At 73.1% G+C, this 25,277-nt stretch carries 21 protein-coding genes; 13 read left to right on the top strand and 8 right to left on the bottom strand.

What is annotated here, in order from left to right:
• Position 1: 1 nt before the first annotated feature.
• From ACFVU3_RS09280 to ACFVU3_RS09260, 5 genes are all read right to left on the bottom strand, one after another.
• Positions 2-919 (bottom strand): ABC transporter permease, encoded by a 918-nt coding sequence (locus ACFVU3_RS09280; protein ID WP_390065070.1) that lies wholly within the window; start codon positions 917-919, stop codon positions 2-4.
• On the bottom strand, positions 916-1,884 hold the full coding sequence (locus tag ACFVU3_RS09275; RefSeq protein WP_390065068.1) for an ATP-binding cassette domain-containing protein: 969 nt from the start codon (positions 1,882-1,884) through the stop codon (positions 916-918). The genes ACFVU3_RS09280 and ACFVU3_RS09275 overlap by 4 nt, the downstream gene beginning before the upstream one ends.
• Positions 1,885-2,007: 123 nt before the next feature.
• The gene (locus tag ACFVU3_RS09270) at positions 2,008-2,412 is read right to left on the bottom strand and encodes a hypothetical protein (protein ID WP_390065066.1); all 405 of its coding nucleotides are present in this window, start codon (positions 2,410-2,412) and stop codon (positions 2,008-2,010) included.
• Positions 2,413-2,489: 77 nt separating this feature from the next.
• Entirely contained in the window at positions 2,490-2,897 is a 408-nt protein-coding gene (locus ACFVU3_RS09265; protein WP_390065064.1) for a RidA family protein, read from the bottom strand.
• 127 nt (positions 2,898-3,024) lie between these two features.
• Positions 3,025-3,501, bottom strand: coding sequence for an RrF2 family transcriptional regulator (locus ACFVU3_RS09260; RefSeq protein WP_390065062.1), 477 nt, complete (start codon positions 3,499-3,501; stop codon positions 3,025-3,027).
• 112 nt (positions 3,502-3,613) lie between these two features.
• Here ACFVU3_RS09260 and ACFVU3_RS09255 point away from each other — a divergent pair, with 112 nt between their 5' ends.
• From ACFVU3_RS09255 to ACFVU3_RS09225, 7 genes are all read left to right on the top strand, one after another.
• Complete coding sequence (locus ACFVU3_RS09255) at positions 3,614-4,066, top strand: hypothetical protein (protein ID WP_390065060.1); 453 nt, start codon at positions 3,614-3,616, stop codon at positions 4,064-4,066.
• Between the two features lie 20 nt (positions 4,067-4,086).
• Positions 4,087-4,557, top strand: coding sequence for a hypothetical protein (locus tag ACFVU3_RS09250; protein WP_390065058.1), 471 nt, complete (start codon positions 4,087-4,089; stop codon positions 4,555-4,557).
• Positions 4,558-4,561: 4 nt separating this feature from the next.
• Complete coding sequence (locus ACFVU3_RS09245) at positions 4,562-5,611, top strand: endonuclease/exonuclease/phosphatase family protein (RefSeq protein ID WP_390065056.1); 1,050 nt, start codon at positions 4,562-4,564, stop codon at positions 5,609-5,611.
• Between the two features lie 17 nt (positions 5,612-5,628).
• Positions 5,629-5,865: a DUF2630 family protein gene (locus ACFVU3_RS09240; protein WP_390065054.1), complete on the top strand. Its 237-nt coding sequence runs from the start codon at positions 5,629-5,631 to the stop codon at positions 5,863-5,865.
• 64 nt (positions 5,866-5,929) lie between these two features.
• Positions 5,930-7,909, top strand: coding sequence for an FUSC family protein (locus tag ACFVU3_RS09235; RefSeq protein ID WP_390065053.1), 1,980 nt, complete (start codon positions 5,930-5,932; stop codon positions 7,907-7,909).
• A 322-nt stretch (positions 7,910-8,231) separates the two neighbouring features.
• Positions 8,232-9,704, top strand: coding sequence for an APC family permease (locus ACFVU3_RS09230; RefSeq protein ID WP_390065051.1), 1,473 nt, complete (start codon positions 8,232-8,234; stop codon positions 9,702-9,704).
• A gap of 47 nt (positions 9,705-9,751) precedes the next feature.
• Positions 9,752-10,741 carry a hypothetical protein gene (locus ACFVU3_RS09225; protein ID WP_390065050.1) on the top strand — a complete coding sequence of 330 codons (990 nt, stop codon included), beginning with the start codon at positions 9,752-9,754 and terminating at the stop codon, positions 10,739-10,741.
• A 42-nt stretch (positions 10,742-10,783) separates the two neighbouring features.
• On the opposite strand, the gene ACFVU3_RS09220 is transcribed toward ACFVU3_RS09225, so the two are convergent.
• A complete protein-coding gene (locus tag ACFVU3_RS09220; protein WP_390065049.1) occupies positions 10,784-12,844 on the bottom strand; it encodes a PhoX family protein in 2,061 nt (686 codons plus the stop codon).
• An 855-nt stretch (positions 12,845-13,699) separates the two neighbouring features.
• Between ACFVU3_RS09220 and ACFVU3_RS09215 the strand changes: the two genes are divergently transcribed.
• Positions 13,700-15,070: a VWA domain-containing protein gene (locus ACFVU3_RS09215; protein WP_390065048.1), complete on the top strand. Its 1,371-nt coding sequence runs from the start codon at positions 13,700-13,702 to the stop codon at positions 15,068-15,070.
• Positions 15,071-15,157: 87 nt separating this feature from the next.
• The gene (gene metG / locus ACFVU3_RS09210; protein ID WP_390065046.1) at positions 15,158-16,765 is read left to right on the top strand and encodes a methionine--tRNA ligase; all 1,608 of its coding nucleotides are present in this window, start codon (positions 15,158-15,160) and stop codon (positions 16,763-16,765) included.
• Positions 16,766-16,824: 59 nt separating this feature from the next.
• Here metG and ACFVU3_RS09205 read toward each other — a convergent pair whose 3' ends face one another.
• The gene (locus ACFVU3_RS09205; protein ID WP_390065044.1) at positions 16,825-17,163 is read right to left on the bottom strand and encodes a DoxX family protein; all 339 of its coding nucleotides are present in this window, start codon (positions 17,161-17,163) and stop codon (positions 16,825-16,827) included.
• A 267-nt stretch (positions 17,164-17,430) separates the two neighbouring features.
• On the opposite strand from ACFVU3_RS09205, the gene ACFVU3_RS09200 reads away from it, so the two are divergent.
• Both ACFVU3_RS09200 and ACFVU3_RS09195 read left to right on the top strand, forming a co-directional pair.
• On the top strand, positions 17,431-17,934 hold the full coding sequence (locus ACFVU3_RS09200; RefSeq protein WP_390065043.1) for a hypothetical protein: 504 nt from the start codon (positions 17,431-17,433) through the stop codon (positions 17,932-17,934).
• A gap of 1,580 nt (positions 17,935-19,514) precedes the next feature.
• Positions 19,515-19,997 carry a GNAT family N-acetyltransferase gene (locus tag ACFVU3_RS09195; RefSeq protein ID WP_390065453.1) on the top strand — a complete coding sequence of 161 codons (483 nt, stop codon included), beginning with the start codon at positions 19,515-19,517 and terminating at the stop codon, positions 19,995-19,997.
• 84 nt (positions 19,998-20,081) lie between these two features.
• On the opposite strand, the gene aspS is transcribed toward ACFVU3_RS09195, so the two are convergent.
• Positions 20,082-21,899 carry an aspartate--tRNA ligase gene (gene aspS, locus ACFVU3_RS09190; protein ID WP_390065042.1) on the bottom strand — a complete coding sequence of 606 codons (1,818 nt, stop codon included), beginning with the start codon at positions 21,897-21,899 and terminating at the stop codon, positions 20,082-20,084.
• A 170-nt stretch (positions 21,900-22,069) separates the two neighbouring features.
• Here aspS and ACFVU3_RS09185 point away from each other — a divergent pair, with 170 nt between their 5' ends.
• Positions 22,070-24,190, top strand: coding sequence for a SpoIIE family protein phosphatase (locus ACFVU3_RS09185; protein ID WP_390065041.1), 2,121 nt, complete (start codon positions 22,070-22,072; stop codon positions 24,188-24,190).
• Positions 24,191-24,443: 253 nt separating this feature from the next.
• Complete coding sequence (locus ACFVU3_RS09180) at positions 24,444-25,256, top strand: MBL fold metallo-hydrolase (RefSeq protein ID WP_390065039.1); 813 nt, start codon at positions 24,444-24,446, stop codon at positions 25,254-25,256.
• Positions 25,257-25,277: the final 21 nt, after the last annotated feature.

The following is a 25,277-nucleotide window of genomic DNA, read 5'->3' as shown; positions in this document are numbered from 1 at the left end:
CTCACCTGCGGTTGTAGAGCCGCATGGTGACCGCGCCGAACACGGCCACGAAGACCACCGACCACCCCAGCGACCAGGCGATGTCCGCCGCGGGCCAGTTGCCGGCCATCAGCTCCCGTACGGCCGTCGCCAGATGGGTCACCGGGCTGTTGTTGACGAACGCCTGGAGCCAGCCCGGCATGGTCTTCGGGTCGACGAAGACGTTGGAGAGGAAGGTCAGCGGGAAGATCACCATCATGCTGACGCCCATGACGGACTTCTCGCTGCGCAGCAGCAGCCCGAACATGGTCCAGATCCACGAGAACGAGAACGAGAAGACCAGCAGCAGCGCCACCCCGAGCAGCACGCCCAGCACCCCGCCGTCCGGCCGGTAGCCGATGAGGAGCCCGACGCTCAGCATCACGGCGGAGGCGATCAGATAGCGCACGACGTCGCCGAGGAGGTAGCCGACCATCGGCGCGGGCCGCCAGATCGGCAGGGTGCGGAAGCGGTCGAAGACGCCCTTCTCGATGTCGGTGTTCACCGAGACGCCGGTGTACATCGTGATCATGACGACGGACATCACGAGGATGCCGGGCAGCAGGAACTGGATGTAGGCCGAGACCGAACCGGCCAGCGCGCCCCCGAAGAGGTACGTGTACATCAGCACCATCATGATCGGGAACGCGGTCACGTCGAACAGCTGCTCCGGCACGTGCTTGATCTTCAGCATGGCCCGCCAGCCGAAGGTGAGCGACGCGGAGAGCGGGCTGGGCCGGGGCGGGCGGCTCTTCGCGACGAGCAGGGCGGCGAGTTCGTCGGCCCGGGGCGCGGCGAACTCGGCGCCGGCGTCGGCGGCGTGGGTGACGGTGCCGGTGTCGGTGCCGGTGCCGGTGCCGGTGCCGGTGTCGGTGTCGGTCGAGGTGGTGCCGGTACTCATGCGGCCGGCCCCTTCCGGTCGGTGAGGGCGAGGAACACCTCGTCCAGACTCGGCTGGCCGAGGGCGAAGTTGTCGACGGTGATCCCGGCGCCGGCCAGTGCGGCGAGGGCGCGGGCGGCCTGTTCGGCGGCGCCGAGGTCGGTGCCGTGGCCGTTGACGGTGGCGGTGAGGGCCACCGGGTCGGGGTCGAGCTGGACGGACGCCTTCAGGGCGGTGGTGAGGACCCGTTCGGCCTCCGGCCGCTGCTCCGCGTCCCGGAGCCGTACGTGCACGGAGCCCGAGCCCACCGACGCCTTCAGCTCGCCCTTGGTGCCCTCCGCGATCACCTTGCCGTGGTCGATGACGGCGATCCGGGAGGCGAGCTGGTCGGCCTCGTCCAGGTACTGGGTGGTGAGCAGGACGGTCGTGCCCTGCGCGACGACGGCCCGCACGATGTCCCACACCTGGTTGCGGCTGCGCGGGTCGAGGCCGGTGGTCGGCTCGTCGAGGAAGAGCAGGTCCGGGGTGTTGAGGATGGACGCGGCGATGTCGATGCGGCGCCGCATGCCGCCCGAGTAGTTCTTGACCTGCCGGTCCGCGGCCTCCGCCAGTCCGAACGCGGTGAGCAGCTGCGCGGCCCGGTCGCGGGCGGCGGGCCGGCCGTGCCCGAGGAGGCGGGCGAGCAGGACGAGGTTCTCGGTGCCGGTCAGGTCCTCGTCGACGGAGGCGTACTGCCCGGTGAGGCTGACGCGGCCCCGGACGGTGTCGGCGTCCGCGACGACGTCGTGCCCGAAGACGCGGGCGCGGCCGGCGTCCGGGCGGAGGAGGGTGGCGAGCATCTTCACGGCGGTGGTCTTGCCGGCGCCGTTGGGGCCGAGCAGTCCGTAGACGGTGCCGGCCGGGACGCGGAGGTCGACGCCGTCGACGGCGCGGTTCGCCCCGAACGTCTTGACGAGCCCCTCGGTCTCGATGGCGAGCCCACTCATGCCGCCTCCCTGGACCCCTCACCCAGTCTCCCCCGCACCCCGTCCTCCCGCACCCGCGCACCCGGCCCCGCCTCCGTTCCGGGGTGCGGGGGGGCGATGCGGGGGGGCGTCGGCGCGACCGGGTCAGTAGGCCGCCGGGTGACCCGTCGCGTCCTCGTGCGTGTAGAAGAGGTAGAACATCGCCGCCCCGACCCCGACGCCGACGATCAGCCCCAGCACGCTCGCGGAGAGCACGCTCGCGCCCGACAGGCTGAAGATGAATCCGACGGCGCACCCGCCGAGCACGCCCCACGCCCCGGCCCGCGCCTCGCGCGGCAGCGCGCGGCCGTAGGTGCGGAGCGCGTACACGCCTCCGCCGAGGACGAGCGCGGAGACGATCCCGAGCCAGAGCTGGCCCCAGGTCAGCGCTCCGCCGTGGCGCGAGACGGTCGAGGTGTACAGGCCGTAGGCGATGCCGAGGACGGCGGGCAGGACGGCGCCGTGCAGGTTCACGGGGCGCCGTGCGGGTACCGCTGCGTGTGCGGCCATGGCGGAGGCTCCTTCGTGTGGCCCCCCTGCTGCTGCACCCTCCAGGGCACACCCGCCGCCGGTCCGGCGCAAGTGGATCAGGGCGCGGGCCGTACCGCCACCGCGTCGATCTCGAAGAGCATGCCCGGCAGGGCCAGCGAGGCGACTCCGCTGAGCGTCTGCGCCGGCAGCCGTTCCCCGAACGCCTCGTGCAGCGCCTTCCCCAGCACCTCCAGCTTGCCGAGGTCGTGGTCGACGACGTACGAGCCGAGCCGGACGACGTGCTCGTAGCCGAGTCCGGCGCCTTCGAGGGCGTGCCGCAGGTGGGTGAGGGAGAGCGCGACCTGGGCGGCGAAGTCTCCGGGGACGGGCGCGCCGGTGGCGTCGGAGGCGTACTGGCCGCCGATGAAGACGAGTTCTCCGGGGGCGGAGGCGGCGTGGCTGTACCCGAAGGGGGTGGGGTCGTGAAGGGCGGGCGGGTTGGTGAGGGTGCGCTGGTCGGTCATGTCGGTTCGTTCCTTCCACGGTTCCACGGCAGACGTACGACGGAAGACGATTTCTCGATGCTCAATATCCAGAATGTGGATCGCGGGCGGGGACCGGACGCCGGGTCGCTCCCGCACCGCGCCGCCCTCACCCCACGTTCGCGAACCACCGCCGGATCCGGTCCGGCGCCTCCGGCGCCTGCTGTTCGGCGCGTTCGCGGACGGCGTCCAGGGTCTGGGCGGCGAGTTCGCGGCGCCAGGCCAGTTCGGCGCGGCCCATCGCGCCGGCGATGGCGCACTCGGCGGCGTACGCGCCCGAGGGGCTCGCCCCGGGGCCCTGCTGCCGGATCTCGGTGCAGCGGAACGCCTCGTCCGCGCCCTCCACGGCGGTGACGACGTCCATGAGGGTGATCCGGTCGAGCCCGCGGGCGAGCCGGAAGCCGCCCTTGGGTCCGGAGACGGAGGTGAGGAGGCCGGCCCGGACGAGGGCCTGGAGCTGCTTGTTGAGGTACGCGGCGGGCAGCTCGTGGTAGGCGGCGAGCCGTGCCGCGGTGACCGCCCGGCCGGGCCCGATCCAGGCCAGGTTGAGGCAGCTGTGGAGCGCCCATTCCACGCCTTCGTTCATCCTCATAATTCTGGACTCTACACATCCAGAATAGAAGCGCGCAAGAGAACGGCCCTCACCCGTCCGGCCCAGCCGAAAGGACGAAATGCCCCATTGCTCCCACGATGGGGCCATGAGCCAGAACAGCACACCTCCTCGACCGGACGCCGCCCCCCGCCCGCAGAAGTCGAGCTCCGCCGGGGCGTGGGCCTCCGGCGGGACGCTCTTCGCGGGTGTCCTCATGCTGGTCACCGGCATCATGGACATCTTCCAGGGCATCGCCGGGATCGCCGAGGACGACATCTACACCCGCGTCGGCGACTACGTCTTCAAGTTCAACCTCACCACCTGGGGCTGGATCCACCTGATCCTCGGCATCGTCGTCGCGATCGCCGGCTACGGGATCCTCAAGGGCGCCGAGTGGGGCCGCGTCGCCGGTATCTGCCTGGCGTCCCTCAACGTCCTCGCCCAGTTCCTGTTCCTGCCCTACCAGCCGTGGTGGGCGCTCTTCTCGATGGCCATCTCGATCTTCGTGATCTGGGCCCTCGCCACGGACGACGCGTACGGTCCCGGCGAGCGGTACTGACCGGCGGCGGAAGACCAGCGATGAACCCACCACGACAGGCGGCCCGGACACCACGGGCCCGGCTGCGGCGGGCGGCCGCCGCGGCCGCCCTCGCCCTCGCCGTCACCGGGGCCGCCACCGGGTGCGACGCCGCCAAGGAGGCCGCAGGGGACATCGTCTCCTCGGCGACCGCCGCCGTCGCCTCGGCCGCGCAGGAGAAGATGGACCAGATCAAGGACGGCGTGAACGCCTCCGGTGACGTGAGCGCCGGGCCGACCTCCGTCGACGGCGACCGCACGGTCGCCACGATCACCGCCACCAACCCCCTGGACAAGGCCGCCGACTACACCGTCATGGTCACCTTCCGGGACGACGGCGGGAACCTCCTCGACACGGTCGTCCTCACCATCGACGCCGTCCCCGCCTCGGCTTCCAAGTCCGGTACGGCGCGCAGCAATCGGACGCTCGGCGGCGCGACGACCGCGGAGATCGCGCAGGCCCTGCGACACTGAGGGCGTGGACCGAGCCCTCACCGCAGCGACCGGTACGGACCCGGGCGGCGCGGCGTCCGACGCCCTCCGCCCGTCCCCGGCCCCACCCCTCCGGCCCAGGCGCCGCGACCGCGCGCTCGCCTGGGCCGCCGGGCTGCTCCTGGTCGTCCCCGCGGTCGTCGCCGGCTGCCGCGGGCTCGACACCGACGGCGACACGCCCCTCCCCCAACTCCTCTCCTTCCTGCCCTGGCTGACCGTCCCCGCCGGGCTCGGGCTGCTCCTCGCGGCCGCCGCCCGCCGCCGGGTGCTCGCGTTCCTCGCCGTGCTCGTCCTCACCGCCACCGTCTGGGCGTCCCTGCCGTACACGCCGCTGCTCGTCGTCAGCCACGGCATCCCGGTCGCCCGGATCCGGGTCGTCGCCGCGAACGTCGAGTTCGGGCAGGCCACCGGCTCCCTCGTCGACCTCGCGCGCAGGGAGCGGCCGCAGCTCCTCTACGTCTCCGAATGCGACCCCGCCTGCGGGCGCGCCCTCTCCGCCGCGCTCTCCCGGCAGCTCCCGCACCGGGCCGCCGTCGACGCGGAGGGCTCCGCAGGCTCCGTCCTGCTCAGCGCCTACCCGCTGCGGGACCGGTCCGTCGTCCCCGGGGTGATGGGGATGCCGGGCGCCACCGCGACCGTCGCCGGCCGGCCGGTGCGGCTCCAGCTCGCCCATCCGATGCCGCCCGTGCCCGGCCAGACCGGCCTCTGGAAGACCGAACTGGGCCGCCTCCGGGACGCGGTGTCCGCCCGGAAGCCCGGCGAGACCCTGATCCTCGCCGGCGACTTCAACGCCTCCCAGGACCACGCCGCCTTCCGCTCCGTCGCCGCCGCCGGCCCGCTCCTCGACGCGGCCCGCGCCACCGGCGCCTCCCGCACCCCGACCTGGCCCGCCGAGGGCCCCCTGCCGCCCTACGTCCAGATCGACCACGTCCTCACGACCCCCGACGTCACCGCCGTCGCCACCCGCTTCCCCCGGCTCCCCGGCAGCGACCACCGGGCCGTCGTCGCCGACCTCGACCTGCACGACGGGCGCTGATCGGCGACGCTGGGAGCATGGACAACGAGCAGATCCTCGACGACATCGGAGCGCTCGTGGAGGAGGAGCGCGCCCTCCGCCGGCGCACCGGCGGTCTCCTCCCCGAGGAGCTCGAACGCCTCGCCGCGCTGGAGGTCCGCCTCGACCAGTGCTGGGACCTGCTCCGCCAGCGCCGTGCCAAGGCCGAGTTCGGCGAGGACCCCGACACCGCCGCCCTCCGCCCCGCCGCGGAGGTCGAGTCCTACCGCAACTGACCCGGTGCCCCGGACGGTGGACGGGCCGGGCGCAGCCGCCGCGCCGCCCGCGTAGGTTGGGGGCATGGCGCGTGGACTGCGGGGGAATGGCCGACTGGTTCCTCCCGCGTGGCTGACCGCGGGTCTCCGTCCCGCGCCCGCGCCCGTTCCGTGGGCGGCCGTCGTGCGGGCCTCGCTCGCCCTGTCGCTGCCGCTGGCCGTGGGGCTGGCCGTGGGGGAGCCGACGTACGGGGCGCTCGTCTCGATGGGGGCGCTCTCCGGAGTCATCGGGGACACAGCGGACGCCTACCGGATGCGGGTCTTCAACATCGCCGTGCCGCAGCTGTTCGGCGCGCTCGGGGTGACGCTCGGGACGCTCGTCTTCGGGCAGGGGTGGCTCGCGGTGGTGACGCTGACCCTGGTCGCGCTCGTCTCGGGGATGATCTCCTCGATCGGCGCGGTCGCCTCCGCCTCCGGGCTGCTGCTGCTCCTCAACGCCGTGGTGGGCGCCGGCCTGCCCATGCCGGAACCGTGGTGGAAGGCGCCGCTGCTGCTGACCGCGGGCGGGCTGGTGGTGCTGGTACTGACACTGCTCGGCTGGCCGTTGCGGCGGGCCGCGCCGGAGCGGGCCGCGGTCGCCGCCACCTACCGGACGGTGGCCGAACTGTACGAGGCGGCGGGCTCGGAGGCGTACCAGGAGAAACGGCAGGCGGTCACCGCCTCGCTCAACCAGTCGTACGACCTGCTCCTCGCCCGCCGCACCCGCCAGCACGGCCGCACCTCCTCGCTGGCCCGGCTGCTCGCCCAGCTCAACGTGCTCATCCCGCTCCTGGAGGCCGCGCCCGCCGCCGACCTGCGCGTCCGGCTGTACGGCCCGCTGCCGCCGGCCGTCGCCGCGACCGTCCGGAACCTCGCGGACGCGGTGGAGACGGGCCGGACCGAGCGGCCCGAGCCGGACCTCCCGCCGTCCACCCGGCCCGCGGAGAAGGCCGTCGAGCACGCCCTCCGGCACGCCGTGTCCGTCGTCCACGAGTCCGGACCCGCCCCTTCCCCGAGGCCACCGGCGAAGGGGCGGCCGCACGCCGACGACTGGCTCGGCCGCCCCGCCAAGCTCACCGTCCGCGCCCGCCGCGCCGCCCGCACGATGCTGCTCTCCGAACCGTCCTGGCGGTACGGGCTCCGCCTCGCGCTCTGCGTCGGCCTCGCCCAGGCCCTGGTGTCGCTGATCGCGGTGCCCCGCTCGTACTGGGTGGCGCTCACCGTCACCTTCGTGATGAAGCCGGACTTCGGCTCGGTCTTCTCCCGGGCGGTGCTGCGCGCCGTCGGCACCTGCCTGGGCCTCGTCTCCGCCGCGCTGGTCCTCGCCGAGGTGCCGCGCGGCTGGTGGGACGTGCCGGTGATGGCGGTGCTCGCCGCGCTGATCCCGGCGTTCTCGGCGAAGGGGTACGCCTTCCAGACGGCGGCCATCACCCCCGTCATCCTGCTGCTCTCCGACGCCCTCAACCAGCAGGGCTTCGACCTCGTCCTGCCCCGCCTGTACGACTCCCTCATCGGCTGCGCCATCGCGCTGATCGCCGGCTATCTGCTGTGGCCGGAGTCCTGGCACAGCAGGATCGGCGACCGGCTCGCCGACGCGGTGGCGGACTCGGCCGTCTACGTGGACCGCGCCTTCGGCGCCGACGCCGACGCGGGCCGGCTGCGGGCCCGCCGCAAGCTGTACCGGGACCTCTCGGCGGTCCGCTCCGAGTTCCAGCGCGCGCTCACCGAACCGCCGCCGACCGGCACCCGCGCCGCCGCCTGGTGGCCGCTGACCATCGCCGTCGAGCGGATCGTGGACGCCACCACGGCCGCCCGGATCCGGGTCACCCACGGCGCCGCTCCACCGGACCCGGCGGAGGTGGCGGAGGTGGCGCGGGAGCTGCGGGAACTCTCGGACGGGCTGCGCGCCACGGACACCCTCGTCGCGGTCCGCACGGAGCTGCCCGGAGACGAGGACAGCGTCCTCGAACCGCTCCGCCAGGAGGTGCGCGCGGCCCGCGCCATCGCCGGTCCCGAACTGCGATAAACCCCTTCCGAGACGGTACGCGGGGGCGCGAGGAAGGACTTACCGGCGGTCACGGAACGGAACCCTCCTGCCACCGTTACCGGATTCCACCGGGGCGACTACGATGCGCTCGACCGCCCCGACGTGATCAGCGCCCGCACCCCTGCCCGCGCCCGCTCCCGGCCGGCCAACCGGCTCGCCGGTCGGGCCACTTCACCCTGCCCGCCCCACCCTCTCGCCCCGCCACCGCAGCCTCCCCGCCGCCGTCTCCCCGCCGCCGTCTCCTCCCCCCTCCGTCGTCCGGAACCCCCACACCCGCTCCCAGGACTCCGAGGACACCGTCATGCGCACGACCACCAGCAGAGGGCTCCAGCCCAATGTCCTCGGCACCTTCGACACGATCGTCATGGCCGTCGCGGGCAGTGCCCCGGCCTACTCGGTCGCCGCGACGACCGCCGTGCTGTTCGGTGCGGTCGGGCTCGCCGGACCGGCCGCGCTGCTCTACTGCGCGATACCCATGTTCGGCATCGTCCTCGCCTACGCCCGCCTCGGCCGGATCGACGTCAACGCGGGCGCCGGCTACTCCTGGGTGGGCCGCACGCTCCACCCCTTCCTCGGCTTCCTCTCCGGCTGGGCGCTGGTCTTCGCGGCGACCGTGTTCATGGTGGCCGGATCACTGCCGGCCGGGGCGCTGACCCTCGCCCTCTTCGACGAGGACCTCGCCGCCTCCACACCGCTGGCGGCCGGCGTCGGCGCCTGCTGGTTCCTGCTGATGCTCGGCGTCGTGCTGGGCGGCGCCCGGCTCACCGTACGGGCCCAACTCCTCATGTCCGGCATCGAGATGGCGATCCTGCTGGCCTTCATCCTGGCGGCGGTGGCGCACCGCGGCCAGGCGGTCGCCTTCGACTGGTCCTGGTTCGGCCTCGGACACTTCCACGGGCCCGAGGGCTTCGCCGCGGGCGCGCTGATCGCCGCGTTCTACTACTGGGGCTGGGACGTCACCAGCAACCTCAGCGAGGAGACCCGCGACAGCCGGCGGACGGCCGGACTCGCCGCGCTCGTCGGCGTCGGCTTCGTCTTCCTCCTCTTCGAGGCGTTCACGGTCGCGGTCAACGTGCTGCTGCCCGCCGACCGGATCCTGGCAGCGGGGCCGAACGTCCTCGCCGTCCTCGGCGAGGAGATCTGGCCCGGCGCCGGCGGGAAGCTGCTCATCGTCGCCGTCATCCTCTCCACCGTCGCGACCCTGGAGACGACGCTGCTCCAGGTGACCCGCTCGCTCTTCGCGATGGGCCGCGACCGGACCCTGCCCGCCGCCCTCGGCCTGGTCCACCGCCGCTGGAACACCCCGTGGGTCGCGGTGACCGCCGTCGGCGTCGCCGCCCTCGTCCTCTTCGGCACCGCGGCCGCCGCCGACTCCGTGCAGCGGATCCTGCGGGACGCCGTCTCCGCGATCGGCCTCCAGATCGCCTTCTACTACGGCCTCGCCGGCATCGCCGCCGTCGTCGCGTACAAGTCGCTGCTACTGCGCTCGGTGAAGAACCTGCTGCTGGGCGGGGTGTGGCCGCTGCTCGGCTCCGCCTTCATGCTGTGGGCCTTCGTCGAGTCGCTGGGCGCGCTGTCCACCACCGCCCTCACCATCGGCCTCGGCGGTCTCGCCGCCGGACTCGTCCCGATGGCGGTGTACTGGCGCAAGGGCAGCGACTACTACCGCCCCGCCCGCCTGGACGCCTCCCGCGCCCTCGCCGCCGCCGACGAGTCGGCCCCCGCGTCCCCGGGCACCCGCCTGCGGGACAAGAGCTACGCCACGGACTTCTGACGCCCCCATCCGCCGCACCACCGACGCACCGACCGAAGGAGGTCCCCATGGGCGTACGCCGACGCGCCCTCAGACGGTCCCGCGCGGATCGGTTCACGCCCGACTTCGACCCGGACTTCGGTGACCGAGCGCTGACCGAGGCCCGTCACGACATCGTGATCGGACGCTGGCAGGGCGTACGGGACCTGCTCGCCGCGACCGGTGACGACTGGGCCCGCCGCACCCACCGGATCCGGCTGCTGTCGCACGCCGCCGCCGGCAGCTCCACCGTCGAGACCTGGCGGGCCGCCGAACCCCGCAGCGCGGACGCGGCGGTGCTCCGGGCGGCGACCGAGGTGGTGCGGGTCTTCGACGCGGCCATCGCGGCCGGCCGGGGCGCCGCGGTGGACCGGGCCCGGATCGACGCCGCCGTGGACGCCTGCCGGGGCGCGGCGGACGCGGCCCCCGCCGACCCGATGCCGTGGGTGTCGCTGCTGTCGGTGGCGCGGCTGTACGAGGGCGGGGTACCGCGCCGCGAACTGCGCTACTGGTTCGACGAGCTGCGACGCCGCGACCCGTACAACACGGAGGGCCACGTGCAGGTCCTGCGCTACCTGTCGGCCCGCTGGCACGGCACCCACGGCTCCATGTACGACTTCGCGCGGGACGCGGCGGGGGTGGCTCCGCCCGGCTCCGCCCTGCCCGTCCTGGTGCAGGTGGCGCGGGTGGAGGAGTACCGCTACATCGCGGACGGGGCGCTGGGCCGCGGCCCGGTGCGCGGCTTCGACCAGCACTGGAAGCACGAGCTGGCGGTGACCGAGCTGCGCCGCACCTACGACCGCTGGATCGGCGGCCGCGACCGCTCCCGCCCGGTCGCCCCGGAAGAGGTCGGCGACCTCAACTTCCTCGCGCACGCCGCCTGTTACGCGGGACAGGTGGAGCCGGCACGGGAGCTGGTGGGCCTGCTGGGGACCCGGGCGGCGTGGGTGCCGTGGGCGTACACGGGCGAACCGGAGGAGCAGTTCGTCCGCTTCCGTGAGGGCCTGGGGGTCGGCTGACCGTCCCCCGGGCCCTCACGGGCCCGCCGGATCGGGCGCCGGTCAGACGCCGATGTCGCGGCCGTCGTTGCGCCAGACGGCGACGACGGACGGGCGGACGATCGTGCCCGGGCCGTCGGGCCAGGTGGACGCCGGGTTCTCGACGGAGGCGCCGTCGATCTCGCCCGGGTGCTGCACGGCGACGAGGACGCGGCGGTCCTGGATGACCGGGCCGCAGGTCTCGGCGCCCTTGGGGACGGTGAGGAACTGCTTCAGCTCACCGCGGCGCTCGCCGTGGGTGGCGACGCCGAAGAGGCCGTCGTGCGTGCCGAGCGCGTTGCCGTCGGTGGAGATCCACAGGTTGCCGTGCGGGTCGAAGGCCACGTTGTCCGGGCAGGAGATCGGACTGACCTTCTCCTTCGGGTAGCCGGCGAAGTAGGTGGCCGGGTCGTTCGGGTCGCCGGCGACGAGGAAGAGGCGCCAGGCGAAGCCGTCGGAGGACGGGTCGTCCCAGTGCTCGGCCAGCTCCAGGATCTGCCCGTGCTTGTTGAGGTTGCGCGGGTTGGCCTCGTCGGCACCGGGGTTGGTGCCCTTGCCGCGGTTGGAGTTGTTCGTCAGGGCGACGTAGACGCGGCCGGAGCGCGGGGACGGCTCGACGTCCTCGGGGCGGTCCATCTTCGTCGCGCCGACCTTGTCACCGGCCAGGCGGGTGAAGACGAAGACCTCTTCGGCGGTCATGCCGGGCACGTGCGAGACGGCGCCCTCCGGGCCGGCCGTGGCCAGCGGGATCCAGGTGCCGGAACCGTCGAACTCGCCGTCGTTCGGCAGCTTGCCGGTGCCGTCGATCTCGGCGGCCGGGGAGTCGCCGGTGAGCTTGGCGGCGTACAGCGTGCCCTCGTCGAGCAGGGTGAGGTTGTGGGCACGGGCCCGGCGGGACTCGCCCTTCATCATCCGCTTCGAGGAGACGAACTTGTAGAAGTAGTCGAACCGCTCGTCGTCGCCCATGTAGACGACCGGACGGCCGTCGTCGGTCAGGCGCGGCTGCGCGGCCTCGTGCTTGAAGCGGCCGAGCGCGGTGCGCTTGCGGGGCGTGGAGTCCGGGTCGTACGGGTCGAGCTCGACGACCCAGCCGAAGCGGTGGATCTCGTTCGGCTCCTGCGCGAGGTCGAAGCGCTTGTCGAACCGCTCCCACTTGCGCTCCGAGGCACCGGTGCCGACGCCGTACCGCTTGTCCGTGGCGGACGAGCCGTTGGCGAAGTACTGGTTGAAGTTCTCCTCGCCGTGGAGGGTGGTCCCCCACGGGGTGGTGCCGCCCGCGCAGTTGTTGAGCGTGCCGAGGACGGTACGGCCCTCCGGGTCGGCGGAGGTCCGCACCAGCGCGCCGCCGGCCGCGGGGCCGGTCAGCTCGAACTCGCTGGTGGTGTGGAGACGGCGGTTCAGGTAGTGCCGGGAGACCGGGGCGAGCTTGCCGGTCCGGCGCTCCTCCTGGACCACGACGACGGAGAGGCCGTGCGCGGCCCAGGCGATCTCGACCTGCTCACGGGTCGGGTTGGCGGCGTCGTAGCCGCGGAACATCAGGATCTCGTCGGTGTACTCGTGGTTGGCGACGAGGACCTGGCGCCCGTGCTCGCCGCGCAGCGGCAGCAGGGAGAGGAAGTCGTTGTTGTAACCGAACTGTCCGGCCTGCGCCTTGGCGGTCTGCTTCTCGGAGTCGAAGGCGGGGGCGCCGCGGAGGATCGGCTCGCCCCACCGGATGACGACGTTCTGCCCGTACCCGGACGGGACGGTGACCTGGTCGGCCGTGTTCGGCGCGACCGGCGCGAAGCGGAGGCCGCGGGCGCCGTCGGCCTTGGGCGCGGGCTTGTGCCCGGGGTGCGCCTCGGCGGCCGGGGCGGAACCGAGCACCAGCGAACCGCCCGCGGCGGTCGCGACCGTCGCGACGGCGGCGGCGCGGAGCGCGGAACGGCGGGACAGCACACCGGCTATGACGTCGCCGACGTACTCGTTGTCGCTGGTGTTCGGCACCTCCTGGAAGCAGGCGTCACCGCACCGGAACCGGCAGGTGAGGGCGGAACGTCCGCTTCCGTGAGGGTGGGAGCCGATCATCGGCAGCAGCTTGCGCACGTGGTCCTCCTCCGGCGCAGCACTGCGCCGACATGGTGTCGGGAATCCGTTCGGCCGTGACGGTATGTGCGCACATCTGCACGGGGGCGGCGGCTGAATGAACGCCGGATGAATGCGCGGCAACCGTGACCGACGGGGTCCGCGGAACCGGAGGACGTGGCCGCTAACCTTACGTGTCCGCCCTGGCCAGGGATGAAGGACGCATACCGCATCCAACTCATGCGAAAGGGTTCGCCCATGGGTATTCGGAGCTTGCTGCGCAAGGTATTCGGCCGCGACCGCGAAGATCCCGCGACCCCTTCCGTCCCTCCCCAGTCCCGCGAACCCGGAGACACGTCCCCGGCCCCGCAGGACCAGACCCCGGAGCCCCCCGCGGCATCGACGCAGGAACCCCCTGCGGAGACCCCCGCGGAAACCTCCGCGGAGACCCCCGCGGAGACCCCCGCCCCGGAGGCCCCCGAAGCGGCCGCCCGCAAGGCCGCCGACGACCTGGTGGCCGCCTCCTTCGACAACCCCCAGATCCCCAAGGCCCGCACGTCCCCCCAGCCCGCGGAAGCGGAGCCCGAGGCGGAGGCCAAGGAGGAGGTCGCGGCGGAGGTTGCGGCCGAGGCGGAGGCGGAGGTTGCGGCTGAGCCTGAGGCTGCGGCTGAGGTCCCGGCGGAGGCTGCGGTGGAGGTCCCGGCTGAAGCGGAGGCCGTGACTGAGGTCCCGGCGGAGCCTGAGGCTGAGGCTGAGGTCCCGGCGGAGGCTGAGGCTGCGGCTGAGGTCCCGGCGGAGCCTGAGGCTGAGACGGAGACCGTGGCCGAAGCGGAGGCTGTGGAGCCTGCGGCTGACGCGGCGGTCGCGGCGGAGGCCGTGACTGAGGCGGAGGTCGTGCAGCCTGCGGCCGAGGCCGAGCCTGCGGCGGATGCGGCGGATGCCGAGGTCGCCGCCGAGGCGGACGCGGACGCCGACGAGCCGGAGGCGGAGACGACCGCCGAGGCGGAGCCGGCGCCGGAGACCGAGGCGGCCACCGCCGAGACCACCCCCGCCGAGGCGGAGCCGACGGCGACCGTCGACGCGGACGCGTCGGAGCCCGACGCCGTCGCCGACACGCCGGAGACGGACGCTGTCACCGACGCGGCTCCCTCGGAAGCGGAGGCGGACACCACCGCCGAGACCACCCCCGCCGAGGCGGAGCCGACGGCCGTCGACGCGGACGCGTCGGAGCCCGAGGCCGCCGCCGACACGGACGCCGCCGTCACGGCCGAGCCGGCAGAGGCCCAGGTCACGCCGGAGGCGGACGCCGTCGTCCCGGCCGAGCCGACCGCGGACACCGAGGCCGAGGCCGAGGCCGACACCACCGAGGCGGAGCCCACGGCGGAGGTCGACGACGACGCTGCCGCCGCGCCGGAAACCGAGGAGCTCGTCGTGGCGAGCGCGGCGGTGGAGGCCGAGGCTCCTGCCGCGGAGGCCGAGCCGGTCGCCGAGGCTCCTGCCGCCGAGGCCGAGCCGGTCGCCGAGGCTCCTGCCGCGGAGGCCGAGCCGGTCGCCGAGGCCGCCGACGCGGACACCGGCGACAGCAGGGGCGCCGCCGTTCCGCTCGCGCGGGTCGAGGCGGTCGCGCCGCGGCTCGTCGAGGCGTACGAGGCCGCCGGCGAGGTGCTGCGGAAGGAAGGGCTCGTGGGGGCCCGGGCCCAGGTGTATCTGGTGGTCGACCGGTCGGGGTCGATGCGCGGGTACTTCAAGGACGGGTCCGTGCAGCGTCTCGCCGAGCAGGCCGTCGCGCTCGCGGCGCACCTGGACGAGGAGGCGACGGTGACCACCGTCTTCTTCTCGACCGACGTGGACGGGGTCGTCGACCTCGCGCCCGCCGACCTCACCCCCACCCGCGTGGAGGAGATCAACGCCGGTCTCGGCCGTCTCGGCCGGACGAACTACCACCGTGCCGTCGAGGAGGTCCTGGCCCACCACGAGAAGGCGGACCCGGCCCGCCCGGCGCTGGTGGTCTTCCAGACGGACGGCGCCCCCGAGTCCCGTACCGCCGCGACGCAGGCCCTGGCGGAGGCCGCCGGACGCCCGGTGCACTGGCGGTTCACCGCCTGGGGCGAGGAGGACGGCAAGGCGTTCGACTACCTGCGGAAGCTCACCGCGGACCGGACCGCGACGCACTTCGCGGGCCCGGCGCCGGTCGAGACCCCGCACGCGGAGTTCTACCGGGGCGTCGTCACCGGTCTCGCCTTGTAGCCCCGCTCCGGCGCACCCCGCCGGCCCCCGCTCCGCCCCCTGCTCTCGATGTGAGTGGATCTTCGTACGACCGTTAGGATTTCGACCATGGCGGCCACTGGATCCGAGAAGCAGGGGGCGAAGGCGTTCTACGTCACGACCCCCATCTACTACGTCAACGACGCTCCTCACCTGGGCCACGCCTACACGACCGTCGCAGGCGACGTGCTCACGCGCTGGCACCGTCAGCGCGGCGAGAAGGTGTGGTTCCTCACCGGCACGGACGAGCACGGTCAGAAGATCATGCGCACGGCCGAGGCGAACAACGTCACGCCCCAGGCATGGTGCGACAAGCTCGTCGAGGAGGCGTGGAAGCCCCTCTGGGAGCACCTCGACATCGCGAACGACGACTTCATCCGCACCACGCAGAAGCGTCACACGGACCGCGTCCAGGAGTTCGTGCAGGACCTGTACGACAAGGACGAGATCTACAAGGGCGGCTACGAGGGCCCGTACTGCGTCGGCTGTGAGGAGTTCAAGCTCCCGGGCGATCTCATCGAGGCCGAGGACGGCACGAAGCTGTGCCCCGTCCACAAGAAGCCGGTGGAGATCCTCAAGGAGGAGAACTACTTCTTCAAGCTGAGCGAGTACGGCCCGAAGCTCCTGGAGTTCTACGAGGCGAACCCGGGCTTCATCCAGCCGGAGTCGGCCCGCAACGAGGTCGTGAACTTCGTGAAGCAGGGCCTGGAGGACCTCTCCATCTCGCGCTCGACCTTCGACTGGGGCATCCCGGTTCCGTGGGACAGCGAGCACGTGATCTACGTGTGGATCGACGCGCTGCTGAACTACGCGACGGCGGTCGGCTACAACGAGAACCCGGAGAAGTTCGACGAGACCTTCCCCGCGAACGTCCACCTGATCGGCAAGGACATCCTCCGCTTCCACGCGGTGATCTGGCCGGCGATGCTGATGGCGCAGGGCCTCCCGGTGCCGGGCAGGGTCGCGGCCAACGGCTGGCTGATGGTCGGCGGCGAGAAGATGTCGAAGTCGAACCTGACGGGCATCAAGCCGCAGGACCTGACCTCGCACTTCGGCGTGGACGCGTACCGCTGGTACTTCCTGCGCGCGATCGCGTTCGGCCAGGACGGCTCGTTCTCGTGGGAGGACTTCTCCGCCCGCTACACCTCCGAGCTGGCCAACGACTACGGCAACCTCGCCTCCCGCGTGGCGGCGATGGTCGGCAAGTACTTCGGCGGCGAGCTGCCGGCCTCGGCGGCCGACGGCGACGCCGAGAAGGCGGTCCAGGAGGGTCTGGCGAAGGCGGTCGCGACGGCCGACGCCAAGATCGGCGAGGAGCTGGACTTCCAGGGCGGCATCCTGGCGGTCTTCGACTTCGTGAAGCAGGTCAACGGCTACATCACGGAGCAGGAGCCGTGGAAGGTCGCGAAGGACGAGTCGGAGGAGGGCCGGGCCCGCCTGGCGACGATCCTCTACACGGCCGCCGAGTCCCTCCGCGCCGCCGCCGTCCTCCTCAACCCGGTGATGCCGGAGTCCTCCCAGAAGCTGTGGGAGTCCCTCGGTGCCGAGCCCGTGCTGGGCGCCCTGGCCGCCCAGCCGGTGCAGGACGCGGCCCGCTGGGGCCAGCTCCCGGCCGGTGCGACGGTGACGAAGGGCGCGGTGCTCTTCCCGCGCCTGGAGGAGCCGAAGAAGGACTGACGTCCGCACGGACGCGATGAAGGCCGCCGCCCCGCCCGGGACGGCGGCCTTCGCCGTCCTCACATCAGGGCGAGCGAGGCGGCGGCCGGTGCCAGGTAGAGCAGCGGGAAGGCCACGTGCCCGTATGCCCGCGCCCGGACGACGGTGATCGCCGCGCCCGTGAAGTACAGCACCAGGCCGATCGCCGCGAGGGTGCCGATCACCGGTATCCAGAAGCCCGCGACGAGCCCCGCCGCGCCGGCCAGCTTCAGCGCCCCGAGCCCGTTCCACCACGTCCGCGGCACGCCGTAGGCGGCGAGCGGCTCGACGACGAACTTCGCCCGGAAGAGCACCGAGGCGCCCGAGAACCCCGCCATGAACGCGGCGACGGCGGTGACGACAGTGGCGGTGGTGGACATCGGGACTCCTCCGGCTGTGGGCCCCGGGAGGGGCCGTACACCGGAGTGACGGAGCGGCCGGAGGCGATGTGACAGCCTCCGCACAGAACGCCATCGGTCGGGCCGCGGAGCGGACGATGGACCGCGCGGACGGCGGGGCCTCGCCGCACCACGGCGCGGTGTGGCCGCCGCACCCGCCGGCGGCTGCGCCGTTCCTGGAGAACTCCGACTCGACTGTCATGTAAACAAGAGTTCCCATGACCCTGTTCGGTAAACTACAGTTGTCGCATGACGTTCTCGGAGAAGCTTCCCGCGGAAGACCTGACCGGCCTCGAAACGGCGCTCCACGAGGCCCTGAACCCCCTGGCCGCCGCCCTCCGCGCCCGCACCACCGGGCAGCCGGAGGAGCACATGTGGCACGGGGAGCCGGTGGACATCGCGCTCTCCGTCCTCGCCGCCTGGAAGGTGGTGGACCAGGAGGTCAAGCGCCTGACCGCCGTCGCCGCCGGCACGGCGGGCTCGTACGGGGCGAGTTACGAACAGCTGGGCGCCGTCTGGGGCATCACCCGGCAGGGCGCGCGCAAGAAGTGGCCGGACGCGGTGAGCCGCCCGGCGCCCGGCGCCACCGCCCTCGACCTCTTCGGCGGCCGGGCCGAACTGACCCCGGCCGACGGGGCCTGGACGTGGGCGGCCACGGCCGCCGACGGCACCAGAAGCGACGCGGCCGCCGCCCCCACGAAGGAGGAGGCGGCGGCGCTGGCGGGCGCGTTCCTGAAGGAGCACGCCCGCTGAGGGGCCGGCCCGGGAAGACCGTGGTGAACCCGTCGACCCCGTTGCCGCCGGTGAGCCGCGCCCCCCGCAGGTACCGCTCGTCGTCGGCCGGCTCCTCGTGCCCGCCCTCTCCGCCACCGGAGCCCGGCGGACCGGGGTCCGGCACACCGGGATCCGGCGGACCGGACGCCGGTGGCGCGGGCGCCTAGAAGACAAAGAACCGGGGGAAAGAACTCCCACCCACCCACCCTCGCGTGGACGTGGGAGCGCGGTCACTCACGCGAGTGAATATGCCAACTGATGGCGTTTCGGGGTGGGTTGACTGGTCTAGTCTCAGCGCCATACCGACCGTCCGCAGAAATGCGTCGGCCCTCGCAGGGATTGCACTCCCGTTGCGAGGGCCTACCAACCAGGAAGCAAGCCCTTCCCCGATGGATACCCGACAGCGTAGTGGGCGGCCCCGCCCCGCGTCCCGCTCACACCCCAAGAACCACTCTTCCCGGCGTACTTCCGGTGGTGTGTGCCACGAACGGACCCGCCTCACCCGCGACTTCACGGTCCTGGACAACGCCCTCCTCCAGCACCAGGCGCTGGGCGGCGTGGCGATCGGCGTCGCCTCCTACATCGCGTCGCTGCCCGAGGGCACCCCCGTGGACATCAGGACCCTCGCGCACGACCTGCACCTCGGCAGGACGGCCGTGGCGAGGGCCCTGAACGCCCTCGAAGCCCACGGCTACCTGCGCCGCACGGTCGTCCGCACCCCCGACGGCCGCGTCTCCACCCACACCGTCTTCTGCCACAAGCCGCCCCAGGACCAGGACCCCCTTCCGAAGCCCCCACGCAGGCAAACCCCGCAGCCGGCCCCCCGCCCCGAGCCGGAGCCGAAGCCGGAGCCGAAGCCACACCCCGAACCCGAACCCGCACTGACTCCGGCCCCGAACCCCACTCCGGCCCCGAACCCGCCCCCGGAAAAAGCCCCGGCCCCGGCCCCGACTCCGCCCCCGGAAACAGCCCCCGCCCCGGCCCCGGCCTCCGCCGACGCGCCCGAACCACCGGCCCGCCGCCCCCTCCCACCCGTCCCGCAGCCCGGCTTCCCGGCCCGCGCACTCCTCCGCTCCGCCCTCCTCGTCCTCATCGGCCTGAGCGACGCCGACCCCCGCCTGCACCTCTCCGCGACCGACACCGACCACCTCGCCCCCGGCGTGGCGGCCTGGCTGGAGCGCGGAACCTCGCCCGAGACCGTCCGCCACGCCCTGACCACCGGCCTCCCCACCGCCCCCATCCGCTGCCCGCCCGCCCTCCTGGCCCACCGCCTGACCACCCACCTCCCCCCGGCGCCCCCGCTCGACGCCCGGCCCCCGGCGCTGCCGGCAGCCCCGACGCCCCCGCCCCCTCCCCTCCTCTACTGCGAGAGCTGCGACACCTGCTTCCGAGCCCCGGGCTCGACCCCTTGCCCCCTCTGCGGTGGCTCCGACACCAGCCCCGCCGACGCGGCTGCGCCCGGCTGGAAGGATGACCGTCGTCCGGCACCGGTGCCGGAAACGGATGAGGGTGGGCGAGTGGGAGTCGAGAGCGCGCGAGAAGGCGTCGCCGTCGAGGTGATGCGGACCGAGCGGCTGGAGCTCGTGCCGTTGGAGGTCGGGCACGCCGAGGAGATGGCCGGGGTGCTGGGGGATCCGGCGCTGCACGTGTTCATCGGGGGTACGCCGGAGAGCCCGGAGGAGCTGCGGGCGCGGTACGTGCGGTGGGAGGCCGGGGCGCCGGAGCCGGGGACGACCTGGTGCAACTGGGTGGTCCGGGCGCGGGAGGACGGGCGGCTCGTCGGGACCGTCCAGGCGACCGTCACCGGGAACGGGGAAGGGGCCGAGGTCGCCTGGGTCGTCGGGACCGCCTGGCAGGGACGGGGGTACGCCTCCGAGGCGGCCCGGGCGCTCGTCGGGTGGCTGCGGCCCCGGGTCCGTACCGTCGTCGCGCACGTGCACCCCGAGCACGCCGCCTCCGCCGCCGTCGCCCGCGCCGCCGGGCTCGTCCCGACCGGGGAGGTCCACGACGGCGAGGAGCGGTGGGAGTCGCCGGAGGCGTGAACGGCGAAGGGCCCGGGATCCCCGTCGGGGATTCCGGGCCCTTCGTGCGCGGAGTGCCGAGCGCGGCCCTCGTGCGCGGAGTGCTTAGCGCGCGGCGTCCGGGTGGACCGCGTCCGTGACCGGGCGGTCGTCCACGAGCTTTTTCTCGACCGGCTTGCGGAGCTGGATGTTCAGCTCGCGCAGGCGGGTCTCGTCGAGCTCGGTGGGCGCGCCCATCATGAGGTCCTGCGCGTTGCCGTTGAGCGGGAACGCGATGGTCTCGCGGATGTTGGGCTCGTCGGCGAGGAGCATGACGATGCGGTCGACGCCCGGGGCGATGCCGCCGTGCGGCGGGGCGCCGTACTGGAAGGCGCGGAGCATGCCGGCGAACTCGGACTCGACGGTCTCGCGGCTGTAGCCGGCGATCTCGAACGCCTTGAACATGATGTCGGGCTCGTGGTTCCGGATGGCGCCGGAGGACAGCTCGATGCCGTTGCAGACGATGTCGTACTGCCAGCCGAGGATGTCCAGCGGGTCCTTGGTCTCCAGGGCCTCAAGGCCGCCCTGCGGCATGGAGAAGGGGTTGTGCGAGAAGTCGATCTTGCCGGTCTCCTCGTCCTTCTCGTACATCGGGAAGTCGACGATCCACGCGAAGCGGAAGACGTTCTCCTCGAAGCGGCCGGCGCGCTTGGCGGCCTCGACCCGGACCGGGCCCATGATCTTGGAGACCTCGTCGAAGTCGCCCGCGCCGAAGAAGACGGCGTGGCCGGGCTCCAGGCCCAGGCGCTCGGTGAGGACCTTGACGTTCTCCTCGGTGAGGAACTTGGCGATCGGGCCGGTGAGGGCGTTGCCCTCGCCGACGCGGATCCAGGCCAGGCCCTTCGCGCCGAGCGAGATCGCGTAGTCGCCGAGGGAGTCGAAGAACTTGCGCGGCTGGTCGCCGGTGTCCGGGACGGCCAGGGCGCGGACGTGCTTGCCGGCGAACGCCTTGAACTCCGAGCCCTCGAAGACGTCGGTGAGGTCGACGAGCTCCAGGTCGGTGCGCAGGTCGGGCTTGTCGTTGCCGTACTTGAGCATCGACTCGCGGAACGGGATCCGCGGGAACGGCGAGGTGACGTGGCGGCCGCCGCCGAACTCCTCGAAGAGCTCGGTCATGAGCTTCTCGATCGGCTGGAAGACGTCCTCCTGCTCGACGAAGCTCATCTCGACGTCGAGCTGGTAGAACTCGCCGGGCGAGCGGTCGGCGCGGGCGTCCTCGTCGCGGAAGCAGGGCGCGATCTGGAAGTAGCGGTCGAAGCCCGAGATCATGAACAGCTGCTTGAACTGCTGCGGGGCCTGCGGGAGCGCGTAGAACTTGCCCGGGTTGAGACGGGACGGGACGACGAAGTCACGGGCGCCCTCGGGGGAGGTCGCGGTGAGGATCGGGGTCGCCATCTCGTTGAAGCCGAGGGCCACCATCTTGGAGCGGATGGCGGCGATGACGGCGGAGCGCAGCATGATGTTGCGGTGCATGCGCTCGCGGCGCAGGTCGAGGAAGCGGTACTCCAGGCGCCGCTCCTCGTTGACGCCGTCGTCGGCGTTGATGGTGAAGGGGATCTGCTTGGCGGCGCCGAGGACCTCGACCGCGCCGACCTCGACCTCGACCTCGCCGGTGGGCAGTTCGGGGTTGACGTTGTCCGCGCCGCGCGAGACGACCTTGCCGTCGACGCGGACGACGGACTCCTTCGTCAGCTTGTCGAGGGCCTCGTAGGCGGGCGTGCCGGGGCGGGCGACGAGCTGCGTGATGCCGTAGTGGTCGCGCAGATCGATGAAGAGGATGCCGCCCAGGTCGCGCCGATTGTGCAGCCAGCCGCTGAGCCGGACGTCGGTGCCGACGTCAGAGGCGCGGAGCTCGCCGCAGGTGTGGGACCTGTACCGATGCATCGTCGTTCATCCAGTCTTCGGGATCGGTGGAGAAAAGCCTTGACACTGTCCAGCGGTGCCAAGGGTTTCCCAGCCTACCGGGACACCCAAGATCGCGATTCGATTACTGTCGGCCGCGCCCGGCGGGGACACGGTGGCGACACGGTGTCCGATATTCATAAAGTGGGGCAATGCGCACCGAGGACGTCCTGGCCGCGATCGCCACGGGCCTGTGGCGCTGGGACAACGCTTCCGGGATCGTCTCGCTCGACGCCGAGGCCGCCCGGCTGCTCGGGCTGCCCGCCGAGCCGGTGCGGCTGAGCGAGGCGGCCGTGCGGTCCCGCTTCCACCCGGTGGACTGGAACGAGATCGACGGCGTGGTGAACCTGGCGGTCGCCGAGGGCACGCTCGCCGAGGCCCGGCTACGGATCATGGACGAGCAGGGCCGGGTGGTCCGTACGGTGCGGAGCCGGTCCAAGCCGCTGATCGAGGGAAGCGACTACCAGCTGGTCGGCACGCTCCAGGAGGTGGCCGACCCGCAGCCGGGGACGTCCGGGCCGCACACGCCGATCACGGGCGACTGGCGGCGGTCCCGGGAGGCGTTCCTGCTGGACGCGGGGCGGGCCCTCGCGGAGGCGCGGTCGACGGCGGAGGTGCTGCGGGTGGCGGCCTCGCTGTCGATGCCGGGGTTCTCGCCGGACGGGCTCGCGGTCTTCGGGATGTCGGGCGAGCGGCTGACGGTGATCGGGCACCACGGGCAGCGGGACGGCGACGAGGGCCCCTTCTCGTCGATGTCGCTGGCGACGGCCTACCCGGCGGCGGAGGTGGTGCGGACCGGGCGGGCGATCTATCTGCCGTCCCCGGACGAGTACCGGCGCCGTTTCCCGATGACGTGGCCGCTGGCGGAGCCGTTCGAGCGGCAGTCGTGGGCCTTCGTGCCGCTGGTGGTGGCGGGGCGGACGATGGGCGCCTGGATGGCGGCCTTCAAGCACCAGGTGGCGTTCACGCCGGACGAGCGGTCGGTGCTGACGACGGTGGCGCGGATGCTGGCGCAGGCGCTGGCCCGGGCCGGGGTGGCGGAGTCGGAGCGTGAGCTGTCGCTGGGACTCCAGCGGACGATGATGCCGGTGCTCGGGCCGGGCATCCCGGGGATCCGGGTGGCGGCGCGGTACGTGCCGACCGGCGGCGGGCTCCAGGTCGGCGGGGACTGGTACGACATGATCCGGCTGCCCGGCGGCACGCGCGGCGGCGCGGGCCGGATCGCGCTGGTCATCGGGGACGTGCAGGGGCACGACGTGCGGGCGGCGGCGCTGATGGGGCAGCTGCGGATCGCGCTGCGGGCGTACGCCTCCGAGGGGCACCGGCCGGACGCGGTGCTGTCGCGGGCCTCGCGGTTCCTGTACGGGGTGAACGACGGCTACGGGGCCGAGGGGGAGGGCCCGGGCGGCGGGCCGCGCTTCGCGACCTGTCTGTATCTGGAGGTGGACCTGGAGTCGGGGACGGTGGACATCGCCCGGGCGGGTCATCCGGACCCGGCGGTACGGATGCTCGACGGGACGGTTCTGCTCCGTCCGACGGCCGGCGGGCTGCCCCTCGGCATCGACGCCGACACCGACTACCCCACCACCCGCCTCACCCTGGAACCCGGCGAGACCCTGATGATCTGCACCGACGGCCTCCTGGAGACCGGCGGCCACGACCTCGACAGCGGCTGGGAGCGGGTCAGGCGGCTCCTGGAGCAGCACCGGGGCGACGACCTGGAGGAACTGGCCGACACGCTCGTGGAGGCCGTCCACGGCCCCGGCTCGCACCACACCACCGGCCCGCTCGCGGACCGGCGCGAGGACGACATCGCCGTCCTGCTGCTCTCCCGCCGGCCGGCGACGACGGTACGGGAGGCCCCGCGCCGCACCCTGATGACGATCGCCCAGGCCGAGCCGGAGCGGATCGCCGAGGCGCGCGAGCAGGTGCGGCAGCTGCTGCACGACTGGACCGACGAGGACCAGCTCGACGCGGCCGTCCTGATGGTCTCCGAGATGGTCACCAACGTCCTCGTCCACACGGACGGCGACGCCCTGCTGACCGCCGAGGTCGGCTGCGGCGAGAAGTCCCGGCGGCTGCGCGTGGAGGTCTCCGACGCCAGCGACGAGCTGCCGCACAAGCGCCACCCCGGCGAGATGGCCTCCAGCGGGCGCGGCCTGGTGCTGATGGAGATGCTGGCCGACGCGTGGGGCGTGGAGCCGCGCGGCGAGGGCAAGACGATCTGGTTCGAACTGCGCGAGCCGGCGGGACCGGAGGGCTGCTGCTCGTAGCGGTGGCGACGGGCGCGCGCGAGCCGTGCCCACGGAGCCGTGAGCCTCCGCGCGGGGCCGGGAGGGCGGTACGCGCGCGTGGGGGCCGACGGAACCCGGCGGGCTCGGGCGGTACGCGCGCGTGAGGTCCGGCAGGGCGGGTGCCTGCCGCGCGTGGGTCGGCGGCGGGGCCCGTACACCTCCGGCGCGCGCGGCCCACCCGTACGGCGGAGACTGGTGACGTACGGCCGCCGGGGGGACCACGGAGCTCGCCATGGACACCCACAAGGTCGGCAGCGACACCACCGTCATCGCCGACAGCCTGGAGGTGCCGGGGATCGGCCACATCCCCGTCAACGCCTACGTGCTGGCCGCCGCCGAACCCGTCGTCGTCGACACCGGGCTGTCGGTCGAGGACCGGGACTTCGTCGGCGTGCTCGGCGGGGTGATGGACCCGGAGGACGTGCGCTGGATCTGGCTCACCCACCCGGACCGCGACCACACGGGCGGGATCTTCGACCTCCTGGAGGCCGCCCCGCACGCGCGCGTGGTGACCACCTTCCTCGGCTTCGGCATCATGACGACCGAGCGGGCGCTGCCGATGGACCGGGTGTACTTCCTCAACCCGGGGCAGTCCCTGTACGTCGGAGACCGCACCCTGTACGCCTTCCGGCCGCCGCTCTTCGACAGCCCGGCGACCGTCGGCTTCTACGACGACCGGACCCGGTTCTGCTTCAGCTCGGACTGCTTCGGCGGCCCGATGCCGAGCGCCGAACTCGCCGAGAGCGGGCACGCGAGCGACCTGAAGCCGGAGGAGCTGCGGGCCGCGCAGCTGCTGTGGGCGACGCTCGACAGCCCGTGGGTGCACCTGGTGGACGCGGAGAAGTACCGGGCGACCCTGGCGCCGCTGCGCGAGATGGCCCCGGAGATCGTGCTCTGCACCCATCTGCCGCCGGCCGTGCGGATGACGGACCGGATGCTGGGGACGCTGGCGGACGCGCCGGACTCCGACCCCTTCGTCGGCCCGGACCAGGCGGCCCTGGAGGCCATGCTGCGCTCCTTCGAGCCGGGCGGGACGCCGGTCTAGGAGCCGTACACGGATCCGGGA

It is taken from the genome of Streptomyces sp. NPDC058052 (assembly GCF_042885515.1).
GTDB lineage: Bacteria > Actinomycetota > Actinomycetes > Streptomycetales > Streptomycetaceae > Streptomyces.
This window is presented reverse-complemented; position numbering and strand designations above follow the sequence as displayed.

Excerpts from the sequence above, each read along its gene's own strand:
- ACFVU3_RS09280 (WP_390065070.1), bottom strand. The coding sequence starts at position 919 with ATGAGTACCGGCACCACCTCGACCGACACCGACACCGGCACCGGCACC.
- ACFVU3_RS09275 (WP_390065068.1), bottom strand. The coding sequence starts at position 1,884 with ATGAGTGGGCTCGCCATCGAGACCGAGGGGCTCGTCAAGACGTTCGGG.
- ACFVU3_RS09270 (WP_390065066.1), bottom strand. The coding sequence starts at position 2,412 with ATGGCCGCACACGCAGCGGTACCCGCACGGCGCCCCGTGAACCTGCAC.
- ACFVU3_RS09265 (WP_390065064.1), bottom strand. The coding sequence starts at position 2,897 with ATGACCGACCAGCGCACCCTCACCAACCCGCCCGCCCTTCACGACCCC.
- ACFVU3_RS09260 (WP_390065062.1), bottom strand. The coding sequence starts at position 3,501 with ATGAACGAAGGCGTGGAATGGGCGCTCCACAGCTGCCTCAACCTGGCC.
- ACFVU3_RS09255 (WP_390065060.1), top strand. The coding sequence starts at position 3,614 with ATGAGCCAGAACAGCACACCTCCTCGACCGGACGCCGCCCCCCGCCCG.
- ACFVU3_RS09250 (WP_390065058.1), top strand. The coding sequence starts at position 4,087 with ATGAACCCACCACGACAGGCGGCCCGGACACCACGGGCCCGGCTGCGG.
- ACFVU3_RS09240 (WP_390065054.1), top strand. The coding sequence starts at position 5,629 with ATGGACAACGAGCAGATCCTCGACGACATCGGAGCGCTCGTGGAGGAG.
- ACFVU3_RS09235 (WP_390065053.1), top strand. The coding sequence starts at position 5,930 with ATGGCGCGTGGACTGCGGGGGAATGGCCGACTGGTTCCTCCCGCGTGG.
- ACFVU3_RS09230 (WP_390065051.1), top strand. The coding sequence starts at position 8,232 with ATGCGCACGACCACCAGCAGAGGGCTCCAGCCCAATGTCCTCGGCACC.
- ACFVU3_RS09225 (WP_390065050.1), top strand. The coding sequence starts at position 9,752 with ATGGGCGTACGCCGACGCGCCCTCAGACGGTCCCGCGCGGATCGGTTC.
- metG (WP_390065046.1), top strand. The coding sequence starts at position 15,158 with ATGGCGGCCACTGGATCCGAGAAGCAGGGGGCGAAGGCGTTCTACGTC.
- ACFVU3_RS09205 (WP_390065044.1), bottom strand. The coding sequence starts at position 17,163 with ATGTCCACCACCGCCACTGTCGTCACCGCCGTCGCCGCGTTCATGGCG.
- ACFVU3_RS09200 (WP_390065043.1), top strand. The coding sequence starts at position 17,431 with ATGACGTTCTCGGAGAAGCTTCCCGCGGAAGACCTGACCGGCCTCGAA.
- ACFVU3_RS09195 (WP_390065453.1), top strand. The coding sequence starts at position 19,515 with ATGCGGACCGAGCGGCTGGAGCTCGTGCCGTTGGAGGTCGGGCACGCC.
- aspS (WP_390065042.1), bottom strand. The coding sequence starts at position 21,899 with ATGCATCGGTACAGGTCCCACACCTGCGGCGAGCTCCGCGCCTCTGAC.
- ACFVU3_RS09185 (WP_390065041.1), top strand. The coding sequence starts at position 22,070 with ATGCGCACCGAGGACGTCCTGGCCGCGATCGCCACGGGCCTGTGGCGC.
- ACFVU3_RS09180 (WP_390065039.1), top strand. The coding sequence starts at position 24,444 with ATGGACACCCACAAGGTCGGCAGCGACACCACCGTCATCGCCGACAGC.